This is a genomic window from Cryobacterium breve, from assembly GCF_027594785.1.
In the GTDB taxonomy this organism is placed as follows: Bacteria; Actinomycetota; Actinomycetes; order Actinomycetales; family Microbacteriaceae; genus Cryobacterium; species Cryobacterium breve_A.
Window position 1 is genome coordinate 1,972,794 of the sequence record NZ_CP075584.1, and the last position, 12,616, is coordinate 1,985,409.

General features: G+C 67.4%; 14 protein-coding genes. 9 read left to right on the forward strand and 5 right to left on the reverse strand.

What is annotated here, in order from left to right; all coding sequences use genetic code 11:
- Positions 1-100: 100 nt before the first annotated feature.
- Together KIV56_RS09620 and KIV56_RS09625 are read right to left on the reverse strand one after the other, a co-directional pair.
- The gene (locus KIV56_RS09620; RefSeq protein ID WP_348648556.1) at positions 101-2,173 is read right to left on the reverse strand and encodes an FAD-dependent oxidoreductase; all 2,073 of its coding nucleotides are present in this window, start codon (positions 2,171-2,173) and stop codon (positions 101-103) included.
- A gap of 212 nt (positions 2,174-2,385) precedes the next feature.
- On the reverse strand, positions 2,386-3,048 hold the full coding sequence (locus KIV56_RS09625; RefSeq protein WP_281536031.1) for a sulfocyanin-like copper-binding protein: 663 nt from the start codon (positions 3,046-3,048) through the stop codon (positions 2,386-2,388).
- A 140-nt stretch (positions 3,049-3,188) separates the two neighbouring features.
- On the opposite strand from KIV56_RS09625, the gene KIV56_RS09630 reads away from it, so the two are divergent.
- The 6 genes from KIV56_RS09630 to KIV56_RS09655 all read left to right on the forward strand — a co-directional run bounded on the left by KIV56_RS09630 (position 3,189) and on the right by KIV56_RS09655 (position 7,276).
- Positions 3,189-3,878 carry a response regulator transcription factor gene (locus KIV56_RS09630; protein ID WP_281536032.1) on the forward strand — a complete coding sequence of 230 codons (690 nt, stop codon included), beginning with the start codon at positions 3,189-3,191 and terminating at the stop codon, positions 3,876-3,878.
- Positions 3,875-4,756, forward strand: a complete 882-nt coding sequence (locus KIV56_RS09635; RefSeq protein ID WP_281536033.1) for a HAMP domain-containing protein — start codon at positions 3,875-3,877, stop codon at positions 4,754-4,756. Before KIV56_RS09630 ends, KIV56_RS09635 begins: the two co-directional genes overlap by 4 nt.
- 16 nt (positions 4,757-4,772) lie before the next feature.
- Positions 4,773-5,294 (forward strand): sensor histidine kinase, encoded by a 522-nt coding sequence (locus KIV56_RS09640; RefSeq protein WP_281536034.1) that lies wholly within the window; start codon positions 4,773-4,775, stop codon positions 5,292-5,294.
- A gap of 150 nt (positions 5,295-5,444) precedes the next feature.
- Positions 5,445-5,885 carry a hypothetical protein gene (locus KIV56_RS09645; RefSeq protein WP_281536035.1) on the forward strand — a complete coding sequence of 147 codons (441 nt, stop codon included), beginning with the start codon at positions 5,445-5,447 and terminating at the stop codon, positions 5,883-5,885.
- Positions 5,886-5,995: 110 nt separating this feature from the next.
- The gene (locus KIV56_RS09650; RefSeq protein WP_281536036.1) at positions 5,996-6,586 is read left to right on the forward strand and encodes a DUF305 domain-containing protein; all 591 of its coding nucleotides are present in this window, start codon (positions 5,996-5,998) and stop codon (positions 6,584-6,586) included.
- Positions 6,587-6,634: 48 nt separating this feature from the next.
- A complete protein-coding gene (locus tag KIV56_RS09655) occupies positions 6,635-7,276 on the forward strand; it encodes a DUF3105 domain-containing protein (RefSeq protein WP_281536037.1) in 642 nt (213 codons plus the stop codon).
- A gap of 84 nt (positions 7,277-7,360) precedes the next feature.
- On the opposite strand, the gene KIV56_RS09660 is transcribed toward KIV56_RS09655, so the two are convergent.
- A complete protein-coding gene (locus KIV56_RS09660) occupies positions 7,361-8,434 on the reverse strand; it encodes a DMT family transporter (RefSeq protein ID WP_281533278.1) in 1,074 nt (357 codons plus the stop codon).
- A gap of 462 nt (positions 8,435-8,896) precedes the next feature.
- Here KIV56_RS09660 and KIV56_RS19730 point away from each other — a divergent pair, with 462 nt between their 5' ends.
- Complete coding sequence (locus KIV56_RS19730; RefSeq protein ID WP_348648373.1) at positions 8,897-9,403, forward strand: HNH endonuclease signature motif containing protein; 507 nt, start codon at positions 8,897-8,899, stop codon at positions 9,401-9,403.
- A 31-nt stretch (positions 9,404-9,434) separates the two neighbouring features.
- Here the strand turns inward: KIV56_RS19730 and KIV56_RS09670 are convergent, their stop codons facing one another.
- Complete coding sequence (locus tag KIV56_RS09670) at positions 9,435-10,049, reverse strand: cation transporter (RefSeq protein ID WP_281533279.1); 615 nt, start codon at positions 10,047-10,049, stop codon at positions 9,435-9,437.
- A 496-nt stretch (positions 10,050-10,545) separates the two neighbouring features.
- On the opposite strand from KIV56_RS09670, the gene deoC reads away from it, so the two are divergent.
- Positions 10,546-11,241: a deoxyribose-phosphate aldolase gene (gene deoC / locus KIV56_RS09675; protein WP_281533280.1), complete on the forward strand. Its 696-nt coding sequence runs from the start codon at positions 10,546-10,548 to the stop codon at positions 11,239-11,241.
- Positions 11,242-11,415: 174 nt separating this feature from the next.
- Positions 11,416-11,994 (forward strand): beta-class carbonic anhydrase, encoded by a 579-nt coding sequence (locus KIV56_RS09680; RefSeq protein ID WP_281533281.1) that lies wholly within the window; start codon positions 11,416-11,418, stop codon positions 11,992-11,994.
- 67 nt (positions 11,995-12,061) lie between these two features.
- Here the strand turns inward: KIV56_RS09680 and KIV56_RS09685 are convergent, their stop codons facing one another.
- A complete protein-coding gene (locus tag KIV56_RS09685) occupies positions 12,062-12,613 on the reverse strand; it encodes a helix-turn-helix transcriptional regulator (protein ID WP_281533282.1) in 552 nt (183 codons plus the stop codon).
- Positions 12,614-12,616: the final 3 nt, after the last annotated feature.

Consider the following 12,616-nt stretch of genomic DNA (forward strand, 5'->3'; position numbering starts at 1 on the left):
GACTCGCTCTCGCACGAGCGCGGGTGCTGCGCCGCAGCGCGGGTGGCGGACCACCGGCGGAAGGGCGCAACACCCGCGCTCGGTGCGCGAAGGCCGCCGCCTACAGGCCGGAGGCGACCTCGAAGGCGTCCCAGATCCCGTACATGATGTTCGACACCTTGCGGGCATCGCCGAGGAGGTGGATCTCCTTGCCGGAATCGCGGATGCTCCGGTACAGCGTGTCGTTCGAGGCGTAGCCGACCGAGAGGATCACCGAGTCGCTCGCGATCTCCCGCTCGCTGCCGCCGACGGCCACGACGACACCCTGCGGTGTCGCACGCAGCACCGTGGCCGACGTCACCGTCGCGATGCCCTTGAACGGGATGAGTTCGTGCAGCATCATGTGGTTCGCCTCGCACAGCGGGCCGGACACGTCGAGGATGTCCTCGGCCTGCTCGACGATCGTGACGTTCACTCCGCGGTCGGCGAGGTGCAGGGCGAGCTCGCACCCGACGAGGCCGCCTCCGACGATCACCGTTGTCGCGCCCGGATCCGAGACGCCCTCGAGCACGTCGGCGGCCGACAATACCGGCACGCCGCCCGGAAGCGCGAAGAGCCGTGGCACCGAACCGGTCGCGACGATGATCTCGTCCGCGGCGGATGCCTCGATCATCTTCTCGTCGACCCGCGCATTCAGGTGAACTTCGACTCCGAGGTCGGCGAGCGTGGCCTCATACCAGCGGATCAGCGCGAGGTCGTCCTCCTTGAAATCGGGGACGCCTCCCGGAATCAGGTTTCCACCGAGGGCCGCGGAGGCCTCATAGATGACGGGAACGTGCCCGCGCAGCGCGAGCACCCTGGCCGCCTCGCACCCGGCGACTCCGCCGCCGACGATCATCACGGTCTTCGACCGCAGGGCCGGGTGCAGGCGCCACTCGGCCTCGCGTCCGCACTGCGGGTTGACCGCGCAGTTGATGGCGGCGAACGCTTCAATCCGACCCATGCAGCCCTCCTGGCAGGAGAGGCACGGGCGGATCAGGTTCTGGTGCCCGCTATGCAGTTTGTTGACGTAGTCGGCGTCGGCGAGCAGTGGGCGGCCGAGCGAGACGAGGTCGGTCGCGCCGTCCTCGACCGCGGCGAGTGCGATGTCCGGGTCGTCCATCCGGCCGGCGCAGATGACCTTGATGCCGACCGCGTCGCTGACCGCCTTGGCGAAGGGCACGTACAGGCCCTTCTTCTGGTACATCGGCGGGTGGTTCCAAAACCAGGAATCGTACGTGCCCACATCGATGTCGAGGGCGTCGTAGCCGTACTCCTCGAAGAGGCGCGCGGCCTCCAGTCCTTCGGGGAGGTCGCGACCCTTCTCGACGAAGTCCTCGCCGGGAAGGCCGCCCTCTCGCCAGTCTTTCACGAACGACTTGGGGCTGAATCGCAGCGTGACCGGGTAGTCGGCGCCGCAGCGTTCCTTGATCTCGTCGACGATCTCCCGGGCGAAGCGCAACCGGTTGTCGAGGCTTCCGCCGTACGCATCCGTGCGCTGGTTATAGAACGACGTCGCGAACTGGTCGAGCAGGTATCCCTCGTGCACAGCGTGGATCTGCACGCCGTCGAACCCGGCGCGCTGGGCCAGTGCCGCGGAATCGCCCATGCTGCGCACGGTCGCGTGGATCTCCTCGACCGTCATCTCGCGGCAGATGGCCTCAGACCAGCGGTGCTTGATCGGCGACGGCGCGACCGGCTGCGCGCCGCCTTGCAGGAAGGAACTCATGATGACGCGCCCGAAGCCGGCGCCGAGCTGGAGCATGATCCTGGCGTCGTAGGCGTGCACCCGCTCGACAAGTTCACGACTGGTGCGAAGGAACGCTCCGGGGTTCCGCATCGGCATCGGCACGCTGCCGTTCGGGAACTTCTCCGCCGGGTTGGTGACGGGCGTGATTCCCGTGATGATGAGCCCGACGCCGCCGCGGGCTCGCGCGACGTAGTACTCGATGCCGCGCGAATTCCAGCCGCCCTCCGCATCGGAGAAACCCAGGGGCCCCATCGGCGCCATCGAGAAGCGGTTCTTGAGCTCCATCGACCCGATATTCGTCGGCTCGAAGAGCCGGCGATATCGAACGGATGCGCGGGGCAGCGCCGGAGACGTGGGTGCAGCGGATGCTGGTGGTGCAGTCTTAATCGTTGGGACAGTCAGGATTGACGTAGCGGTATCCTCCTTGGTTGAGTGGACCCGCCAACATCGTTGTCAAGGGTGCGACTTCTTCGGAGAAGCCGCGACGGTCCTTCCCTTCCCACGGTACGCTCAGCACGGCCGGGTAGCCCGAGGAAACGGCCGGTCAGACCGGTTCGCCTCGATCGAGCGAACCAACCAACGGATGCCCTCGTCGGCCAGTCTGGACGGCATCCGTTCTAAATGACGGTCAGCTCCCGGTACATCCCTGCGACGTAATGTCCCGGCAGGTTGCAGACGACCTCGTAGCGTCCGGGCGCGAGGGTGAGCGTCACCCAGCCGGCGGTGCCCGAAGCGATCCCGGATCCTGCACCTGCAGCGCATGTCGCCGATGCTTCGCCGAGACTGTCGGTCTCGTCGATCTTGTTCTCGGTGGACATCGGGCTGTTGCCTGCGGCCTTCGACTCCGCCAGCGGAAGAACGACGAGCTCATGGGTGATGCTGCCGTCGTTGGTCGCCACAAAGGAGACTTTTCCGGAGTGGACGCTGGATCGGTCGATGATCAGACTCATCTCCCCGCTGGGCATCATTCCATTGCCGTTCCCGGACATCATGCCCTGGCCGTTTCCCTGCATGTGGCCGCCACTTTCCGATGGTCGCCGTGCGTCGTTGCCCATCATCGTGGTGTTGCCGCCCATCATGGAGCCGCCGGCATTCCGTAGTGACACGTTCACAATCGCTCCTTCCGGTCGGGGAGGCGTGCAGGACGATCCGGCTCGGGTTGTGCCGTCCGCGGCATTCCCGTTCATGGCGCTGACGGCGCCGACGGATAGCCCGGCAAGACCGACGATTGTCGCGATCGCGCCAATGATCGCGGTGGCGATGAGTGTGTTCCTGCGCACGATGTTTCTCCTCTGACGAGTGGGTCGATGGTGACCACTCTGGGTGCCCGGTGTGCAGGCCGGCTGCCGGGTGTGTGGAGACGGTGTGGAGGTTTAGCGGGGGGTCGGCGCCTCCGGAAACACCAGCGTTAGGGTGAGGTATGCCCACAGTGCTGGTCGTCGAGGACGAGCGTGACATCCGCGATATCCTCCGTCGCTACCTCGAACGAGCCGGGTTCTCGGTACTCACGGCAGCGTCCGGCGCTGAGGCGTTGCGCCTCCTGTCCGCGTGTGAGCTGGTGCTCCTCGACCTGGGCCTTCCCGATATCGATGGCACCGACATCCTCCGGGAAATCCACGCTCTCGGAACCCTCCCGGTGATTGTCCTCACGGCCCGCAGCACGACGGAGGACCGAATTCAGGGGCTGGAACTCGGCGCCGACGACTATGTGACAAAGCCGTTCAGTCCCCACGAGGTGGTGCTGCGCGTTCAGGCTGTGCTCCACCGGTACGGCGGTTCGGCGGCCACGACCGGCCCGGCAAACTACGGCGGCCACCGGTTGCAGATCGACGACAGCGCCCACCAGGCCTGGCTCGATGGCGCCGCGCTCGACCTCACGCCCACCGAATGGGGCATCCTGGCGGCCTTGGCGGCCGCTCCCGGTCGGGTCTACTCCCGCTACGAGCTCGTGAACCGGGTGCGCGGCTACGAATACGTCGGGTACGAGCGCACCATCGATTCCCATGTCAAGAATCTGCGCCGCAAGCTCGGGCCCTCCGGCGCCGACATCGTCGATACAGTGCTCGGCGTCGGGTATCGCCTCGCGCTCCGCCAGGACGACCCCTCATGAAGGTTCTGGGTCTCGGCTCCCTGGGGCGACGGCTCCTGCTCGCGTTTGCGCTCGTGGCCGTGTCGTCGGTGCTCGTACTCAGCGTCGCTGCCCTGATCGGCGTCGATCGGGGGGTGCAGGTCACCCAGCAGGCCGGCCGCGAACAGGTCGCTGACTCCGCAGCCGCGGCCGCGGCCGACGCATATCGATCGGCCGGCGGGTGGGAGACCGCAGAACTGGGGCGCACCCTCGCCATCGGTGACGCCGCATCCGCAGGTCTCACGGTCCTCGACATGGCGGGAGCGCCGATCACGTCGAGCGGCGGAATGATGGGCGGCACGACCGACGGCCAGGGCATGGGAATGGGTTCGGGGATGGGTCAGGCCGTGGCCTCGGCGCCGGTCATGGTCGACGGCACCCAGGTCGGCACGGTCCGGCTGACGTTCGGTTCAATGGCGGGAACTACCGTGTTCGACGTCACCTGGGCGTGGATCGCCGTCGCCGCCGCCGTCGCGCTCGTGATCGCGCTGGGCGCGAGTTGGTTCGTCACACGGCTGCTCGTGCGCCCGATCCGGGCCATGACGGATGCTGCCACCTTGTTCACAACCGGCGACCGGAGTGCCCGGGCCACGAGCCCAGCGCCTGGGGAGCTCGGCGAGCTGGCATCCGCGTTCAACGGCATGGCCGACGCGGTCGTCCGTTCCGATCGTGATCTGCGCACCCTCACCGCGGATGTGGCCCACGAGTTGCGCACCCCGCTCGCGGCCCTCCAGGCCGGCCTCGAGGAGCCTGCGCGACGGCCTCGCGGAGCCGACGCCCGCAAGCCTCGCCGGGCTGCACGACCAGTCGCTACGGCTGGGACGAATCGTCGCGGACCTGGCCGAGCTGTCGGCTGTTGAGACTAGCGGCCTGTCCATGCGTCTGGCCACGGTCGACCTCACCCAGGTCACCCGCGACGCACTGGCCGAGTGGGAGCCGCGACTGCGGGTCGCCGGGCTCACTGTTGTCGCACGCCTGGCCGACCCGGTCTGGGTGCGCGCAGACGCCGGACGTCTGCATCAGGCCGTCGGGAACCTCCTCGCCAACAGCGCCCGCTACTGCAGGCCGGGCGATTCCGTGACGCTGATCGTGTCGGCCGACGACGGCCAGGCGGTGCTCTGTGTGGCCGACACCGGCCCCGGCATCACCGCCGATGAACTCCCGCACGTCTTCGACCGGCTCTGGCGGGGCCGGGATGCGGCGGGGATCTCCGGATCGGGAATCGGCCTCGCCCTGGTGCGGGAAATCGCGGCCAGCCACGGCGGCACAGCGGATGCAGCGTCCCTCCCCGGGCAAGGAATGACGATCGCCATTCGGTTGCCCGTGGCGAGACGGCCTGATCCAGGTCGGGCCCCCGGCGCCAGCTCAGGCTCGGGAGGCTTCGGACTCCGTGGGTAGTCGCAGGCGCTTGAGCATGAGGGCTTTGACGGCGACGATCGCACTGGACCCGAACGTCGAGACTTGTCAGGCAGTCGCGAGCCGGCTCTGGCTACAGTGTCAGAGTGAGCGTGAACATCACGCACAGCATCGGCAAGGGGCGCGGTGGCGATGACCCACGACAAACGGCGTTCCTCGCGGACGCGGCTGCTCTTCGCCTTCCTCTCCCTCACAGTCGTCCTCGTTGGGATGCTCTTCATGCACGCCGGGATGCTCGAGGGCCAGGACACCGACGAGCACTCCCACTCGATGGACTCGGCCCTGCCGAGCAATCACGCTGGGGGCGGCGCCGGTGCGGAGGTCACAGCGATGCTGGATTCACGTCCGGGAAATGCGTCTCCCACCTGCGTCGGAATGTGCGCCGACGGATGCCTGATGGCGGGGGTCCCGTGTGCGACCGGCCCGATCGCGCTGAACACCGGCGCTGCGACACAGCACCATGTGCTGACTCCCCTCCACTCCGGTGTGCCGCGGCCCGGCTCCGCACTGGCCAGGAGTGTGCCGGTCGCCCGACCACCGTCGCTGACCGCACTGTCGATCAGTCGAGTCTGATCACCGAGCCACCCCTCCCGCAGTAGCACGGCGTTCTCGTCGACCCTCGTCGACCGCGCCGACCTGTATTCGACTTCCTTTTTGGCCTTCCAATCGATGGGATTCTCCTCATGCGCACAACCCACATCACATTCATCGCCGCCGGCATCCTCGCTGCAGCCCTCACCCTGTCCGGGTGCTCGAACGGCACCAGCGTGGCCGGTGGCACCCCGTCGACCCCAGCATCCGCCGGCGAGTCGACCGGTACTTTCAATGACGCCGACGTGTCGTTCGCCATGCCGATGGTCGAGCATCACACGCAGGCGATCACCATGGCCCAGACCGTGCTCGACAAGACCGGGGTCGATCCCCGGGTCACGGCCCTCGCCGAAAGGATCAAGGCCGCGCAGGGGCCGGAAATCACAATGATGAGCTCCTGGGTGACGGCCTGGAGTGCGACGGACACCAGCATGCCCGGAATGGACATGAGCACCGGGTCGATGACCGACGGCGACATGGCCGCCCTGGTTGCCGCGACCGGCCCGGCCGCTGACCGGCTGTTCCTCGAGCAGATGATCCAGCACCATCAGGGCGCCATCGACATGGCGAACGCCGAGCTCACGGACGGACAGAACCCCGACGCGCGGGCGCTGGCCACGAAGATCATCGCCGACCAAACCGCACAGATCACGGAGATGCACGACCTCCTTGCCGGCCTGTAACCCGCATTCCTCCCGCCGAAGTATCACCAGACCGAAAAGGATCCTGAAATGACACCCAAGACGCCCTCCCGACAGGAAAAAGTCGCGGCCCTGAAGCACGAACAATCGGTCGCACAACGAAAACGGAAGATCGGAATCGCGGCAGCTTGGTCCGCCGTCCTTGTGCTCGTCGTCGTTGTCGTCCTCGTCATCACGACAAGCGGCACCCCGAAGAACGCGAGTGCGTCGACAGCGACCCCCTCGGCCATTGCCGGCGTGCAAACCTTCCCGAAACAGACTGCCCAGCACGTCACCGGAACCGTGGCGTACGCCCCGCTGCCTCCCGTGGGCGGCGACCACTCGGTCACCCTGCTGAACTGCGGCGTCTATTCCGAGAACGTCCCCAATGAGAACGCTGTGCACTCGCTCGAGCATGGTGCCGTTTGGATCACCTACGACGCGTCTACCATCACGGGCGACCAGCTTGCCACCCTGCGGAAGGCGATCCCGTCGACGTACGCGATCCTCTCTCCATTCGTGGGGCTTCCCACGTCGGTCGTCGCCTCGGCCTGGGGTGCCCAGCTTGACCTGACCGACCCTGCCGACCCCCGACTCGCAGCCTTCATCGCCGCTTACCGGGGCGCCGCCACCGCGCCAGAACCAGGTTCGCCCTGCACGGGCGGCCTGGATGGACCGGGCAAGGTGTCCTAGGCCGCCGAGGTCATCGCGTCCCGGTTCCCCGTGCGCGCGAAGGGAAGCGGACAACGATCAACGAGCAACGGTCGCGCAGCGACCTCAGTGTTCGTGCCGGTGGTGCATGTCGGGGTAGTGCTCATGCGTGTGGGTGAGGGCTTCGTGCGTGTGCTCGTGCTTGTGCCAGGTCCCCGGCGACACCGGCTCGGCATGTGCGTGCTGGTGATGCTCGTCGTGGGTGTGCCAGTGATCGTGCGTGATCGGTTCGTGCGTGTGTTCATGCTCATGGCGTTCGGTGAGGTGAAGCCAGATCCCGACAGCCATCAGGAGGCCGGCGACGACGAGCGGCCACGTCACGGCGTCACCGAGAATGATGGCGAGCACAGCGCCGAAGAACGGGGCGATCGAGAAGTAGGCCCCGGCGCGCGCCGTGCCGACGTGGCGCATCGCGACGATAAACAGAACCAGGCTGATGCCGTACGCGAAGAAGCCGACGACGAGCGCCGCGGCGATGTTGCCGGCTGCCGGGAGGTGCGCTCCGAGGAGGAACGCCAGTGCCAGGTTGACCGGGCCGGCGACGGAACCCTTGACGGCGGCGAGCCACGTCGCATCCGTCAGCGCGATCTTGCGGGTGAGATTGTTGTCGAGGCCCCAGCAGAGGCACGCGCCCAGAATGGCCAGCGACGGCCAGGCGCTGCCGAAGTTCGCCCCGCCCGGAGCGCTCAGGATTACGGCCCCGGCAACGATCGCCAGCATTCCGAGGGCGATGCGCCGGTCGAAATTCTCCTTGAAGACGAACCACGCCAGCACGGCAGTGAAGACGCCTTCGGCGTTGAGCAGCAGGGATGCGCCGGAGGCCGGCATGTTCGAGAGGCCGAGCATCAGGAGCACCGGGCCGAAGATCCCGCCGAACAGGATCGCGCCGGAGAGCGGCACCCACTCGGCGCGGCTGAGCCGGACCCGGGGCGACCGGCGAATCAGCCGGATGAGGCCGAGGCCGATCCCGGATCCGCAGTACAGCAGGCCGGCCAGCATCCACGGGCTGACCTCGCCGAGGAGAAGCTTGGCCAGCGGCGTTCCTGCGCCGAACAGCACCGCCGACACCAACGCAGCCTGGACCCCGCGGTTGGCGAGGGCACCCGCCCTTGAGCTGTTCTGCGGTGATGAAGTATTCATCCGCACAGTCTCTCAGACGCCTGGGTGACCGCACCCGGGACGTTGACGAGGAGACCGGTTTCCGAGACGGCCACTCCTCAACAAAGTGGTTCTGACCGGGTTATCCACAGGTGGTTTGTGGGGTGGTGGATGCCGCGGGAATGTCGGTGGTGGTCCGTAGAGTGACCGGCATGACAGCTGAAAATACCTCAGAACCCCACCGGGAAAGCCCTCTGGAGAGCCCGGTGGACAGCCCGGTCGACAGCACCGCGGAACCCCCGCCCGGGACCCCTCCCGACCCGAATGTGAACCCACCGCACCTCGGTCTCGTGGAGCCGTCCCTCGCAGACTTCTATGACGCGATCCGGGACGCGGACCGCGAAATCAATCAGGCCGCCGCTCGCCGGGCCGCGGCGATCTATACCGCCCAGCGGGTGCTGGCCGATGTCGGCCGGGCCCGCGCGGAGGCGGCCGAGCGCGCGGGTGGGAGGCGCCCGCCGTGGTCGCCAGACCGCGCGGCGGCTCGCGGCCGGGGCGCCGAGCTTCACCCGGCTCCTCACCCACCCCGAGACCGGGGTCGTCCTCTCGATGGGACGTGACACCTACAAGGTCCCGGCCGCGCTCAAGAAATGGCTGGAGGTGCGGGATGAGACCTGTACCTTCCCCGGCTGCCGCCGCTCCGCGAAACGCTCGGACCTGGATCACAGTGTCGAGTGGCAGCACGGCGGCGAGACCGACGCGATGAACCTCGCCCACCTGTGCCCGTACCACCACGCGGTCAAGAGCTACACGAGGTGGACACCGAGACACCTCGGTGATGGTCGGATCGAGTGGACGTCCCCGGCCGGGTACAGCTACATCGTCGAACCCTCCGCCGATATGCGACCACCCCGGAAACCCGCACCCGCACCCAAACCGCCGACCCCGGTCGTGGACGTCTGGAACCTCGACCCCACACCTGACAACCCCGGCAACCCGACACCCTTCTGACCGGGTCGACTGGACGAGGTCATGGCCGAGGTCATGGCCGAGGCCGAGCTTCCGGCCGGAAAATGTGGATCGCTTCGCGAACCGCGTAGTAGACGATCACATAACCGGCGAGCGGATCGGCCCACCACCAGCCGAGAACCAGGTCGAGTACGAGTCCGCCGAGCACGGCTACGGCGAGCACGCCGTCGATGAACGTTACCCGCCCTTCCGTGATCAGCACAGGATTTCCCAGGTCGCGACCCGTGCGGGCCTTCCCGAATGCCAGCGCGAACATGACCACGGCCGTCACGCCGGTCCAGGCGATTCCAGCGACGCTTGGCGATGCGTGCTGCCGGGACACCAGGGCTACGGTCGAGTGCACGGAGAGATATGCGGCGAGCGCGACGAACGCGATACCGATCCACCGGAGCGCCCGGTGCTGCCGGTCCTCGCCGGTGCCGGACAGCTCCCACAGCACGACCGTGCTGGCACCGATCTCGATGAGGCTGTCCAAGCCGAACCCGACGAGTGCAACCGACGACGCCATCGCCGCGAGAACAGCCAGGACAACGACCCCGACCACATTCCAGCCCAGGGTGATGTACTCGAGCAGCCGCCCCCGCCGGAGGAGAACCGCCTGGGTATCGACGGCACCGGTTGAACGCATGCCGTTATTGTCTCAGCACCCTGCCGTTCCTGGCACGTGGGTATCGGTCCTCGCGATGGCGGGAGTCACCCTTCCGCCCGGCCACCAGGGTGTGCGACACCACGCCCTGGCCGTGGCCGCGGCCGCGGCCGGAGAACCATCCCGTTTCGCTTCCGGCTGCTCTCGCCCGACCGTGCGCCCCACGCCCAGCGTAGAGTGGATGTGTGAGCCGACACAGGCTCCGGGCGTCGGTGCGGCACAACGTATTCGGCTTCCGAATCGCCCGAATCGCCATCGAAGCCGGCCGGAGTGATGCCTGGTTTCGCTGGGTGGACTGGACCGCCACCTCGTCTTGATCGAGGAGATCAGCGCATCGGGCAGCAGCCGGAAGTCCTCGGTCGCCGCAGCATCCAGCTCGGCGCCGTGGATCGCAACCACGCTTGCCCCATCCCCACGCCAACCGCTCGCGCCCGTGTCGCGCGGCTCCCCGAATTCGTCACCAGGTAAGGACCCACCCATGACAACACCCCTCGTCGAAACCATCAGCATCGCCAGCTACATCGACCACACCCTACTCAAGCCCGAAGCCACCACCGCCGACGTCACCGCCCTCGTCGCCGAGGCCATCGCGCTCGGCACCTACTCGGTCTGCGTCTCCCCCTCGATGCTGCCGCTCACCATTCCCGCCGACGCCGACCTCAAGGTCGCGGTCGTCTGCGGTTTCCCCAGCGGAAAGCACCACAGCGTCATCAAGGCCGCCGAGGCAGCCCTCTCCATCGCGCAAGGCGCCGACGAGGTCGATATGGTCATCGACATCGGCGCTGCCAAGTCCGGCCGCTTCGCGGACGTGCAGGCCGATATCTCGGCTGTGCGGTCCAGCGTCCCCGCACCGAAGGTGCTCAAGGTCATCATCGAATCCGCGGCCCTGACCGATGCCGAGATCGTCGCCGTCTGCGAGGCCGCGGTTGCCGCCGGCGCTGACTTCGTCAAAACCTCCACCGGATTCCACCCCGCTGGCGGCGCCACGGTGCATGCCGTGCGCCTGATGAAGCGGACGGTGGGCGACCGGGCCCAGGTGAAGGCATCGGGCGGAGTCCGCAGCTTCGACGATGCCCTCGCCATGATCGAAGCGGGCGCGAGCCGGCTCGGCGTCTCCGGTAGCGCAGCGCTGCTCGCCGGCGCCGTCCCGACCGGAGCGGCCGGTAGCTACTGACCCCTTCACGGGCGAAAAGCCTCTGATCTCATTGCCCACGATGAACTGGTCGATGTGCGCCGTTGTCGACGGACGGAACACTGCGCAACAAAAGTTCCCTGTTCCGGAATCGCTGACTACGCTTTTCGAAAGTCCGCCAGCCGAGGCCGCTTACCCCATCGTGAAGGACCAGCCATGACCGTTCTCGAAGAAGTCCTGTCAGCAAACAACGCTTACGCCGAAGCATTCGGCGACAAGTCAGAGCTCGCCCTGCCGCCGGCCCGGGGCTTCGCCATCCTCACCTGCATGGACGCGCGCCTCGATCCGGCCAAGTACGCGGGCCTGAGCGAAGGGGACGCGCACGTGATCCGCAACGCCGGCGGCCGCGCCTCCGACGACGCCATCCGCTCGCTCGTCATCTCCTACAAGCTTCTGGGCACCAAGGAATGGTTCGTCATCCACCACACCAACTGCGGGATGGAGTTCTTCACCGACGAGGTCATCCGCGGACTGCTCGGCAACAGCCTCGAGACGGCCGCCCTCGGCGAGGCCGGCTTCTACGACGTCGGCACCGGCCCCGGCTCGACCGAGGCGAAGTACGTCGACTGGCTGACCATCTCCGACCAGGCAGCGAGCGTGCTGGAGGACGTAGCACGCATCAAGGCGCATCCGCTTGTTCCCGCGGGGATCCCGGTCTACGGCTACATCTACGACGTGACGACAGGCCGGCTCGTCGAGGTGCCCGCTGCGACGGCAGCCGGTTCGGTGCGCTGAGACCGCCGACCCCGCGCTGAGGCGCGGTGCAGGGGCAGACCTGCGGGTGCGAGCCAGCCTTGTGCATCTACGGCGCGGGGGCGAGCATCCAGATGACTTCGCAGGATTCTGCCGAGGACGGGTTGCGCCAGCGATGCGGATCCCGTCCGCGGAAGGTCATCGCGTCGCCTGTATCGAGCAGGAAGACGTCTTCGCCGATGACCAGGCTCGAGAGCCTCCGGCCAGAACGAGGACGAACTCCGCTTCGCTCTCGAGCTCGTAGAGGTCCGGGCCCGCCGACCCACCTGGCTGGATGCGGGAGTGGATCACCTGCATGTGGGTTTGCACACCCCGGCGTCAGCAGGAACTCCTCGGCACCCTGCCCCCCGAAGTTGATCGGCGCCCCTTCGCCGGCACGCACTACCTGGGTGGCCGGCGCTTCGAAGAGTTCTCCCACTCGGAGCCCGACGACATCGCAGATCGCGACGAGGGAGGAGACGGAGGGCGACACCTGGTCGCGTTCCATGCGGCTCAGGAACCCCGAAGTGACTCCCGCCGCGGTGGAGACCGCCTCCAGGGTCAGGTTCTTGGCCTGCCGGGCAGCGCGGAGCCGCGCTCCAATCGGAATCTGACGTGCCATTTC

What these genes read in the sequence shown, in the direction of transcription:
- KIV56_RS09660 (WP_281533278.1), bottom strand. Translation starts at nt 8,434, where the DNA reads ATGAATACTTCATCACCGCAGAACAGCTCAAGGGCGGGTGCCCTCGCC.
- KIV56_RS09685 (WP_281533282.1), bottom strand. Translation starts at nt 12,613, where the DNA reads ATGGCACGTCAGATTCCGATTGGAGCGCGGCTCCGCGCTGCCCGGCAG.
- KIV56_RS09645 (WP_281536035.1), top strand. Translation starts at nt 5,445, where the DNA reads ATGACCCACGACAAACGGCGTTCCTCGCGGACGCGGCTGCTCTTCGCC.
- KIV56_RS09670 (WP_281533279.1), bottom strand. Translation starts at nt 10,049, where the DNA reads ATGCGTTCAACCGGTGCCGTCGATACCCAGGCGGTTCTCCTCCGGCGG.
- KIV56_RS09650 (WP_281536036.1), top strand. Translation starts at nt 5,996, where the DNA reads ATGCGCACAACCCACATCACATTCATCGCCGCCGGCATCCTCGCTGCA.
- KIV56_RS09655 (WP_281536037.1), top strand. Translation starts at nt 6,635, where the DNA reads ATGACACCCAAGACGCCCTCCCGACAGGAAAAAGTCGCGGCCCTGAAG.
- KIV56_RS09680 (WP_281533281.1), top strand. Translation starts at nt 11,416, where the DNA reads ATGACCGTTCTCGAAGAAGTCCTGTCAGCAAACAACGCTTACGCCGAA.
- KIV56_RS09635 (WP_281536033.1), top strand. Translation starts at nt 3,875, where the DNA reads ATGAAGGTTCTGGGTCTCGGCTCCCTGGGGCGACGGCTCCTGCTCGCG.
- deoC (WP_281533280.1), top strand. Translation starts at nt 10,546, where the DNA reads ATGACAACACCCCTCGTCGAAACCATCAGCATCGCCAGCTACATCGAC.
- KIV56_RS09640 (WP_281536034.1), top strand. Translation starts at nt 4,773, where the DNA reads ATGCGTCTGGCCACGGTCGACCTCACCCAGGTCACCCGCGACGCACTG.
- KIV56_RS09630 (WP_281536032.1), top strand. Translation starts at nt 3,189, where the DNA reads ATGCCCACAGTGCTGGTCGTCGAGGACGAGCGTGACATCCGCGATATC.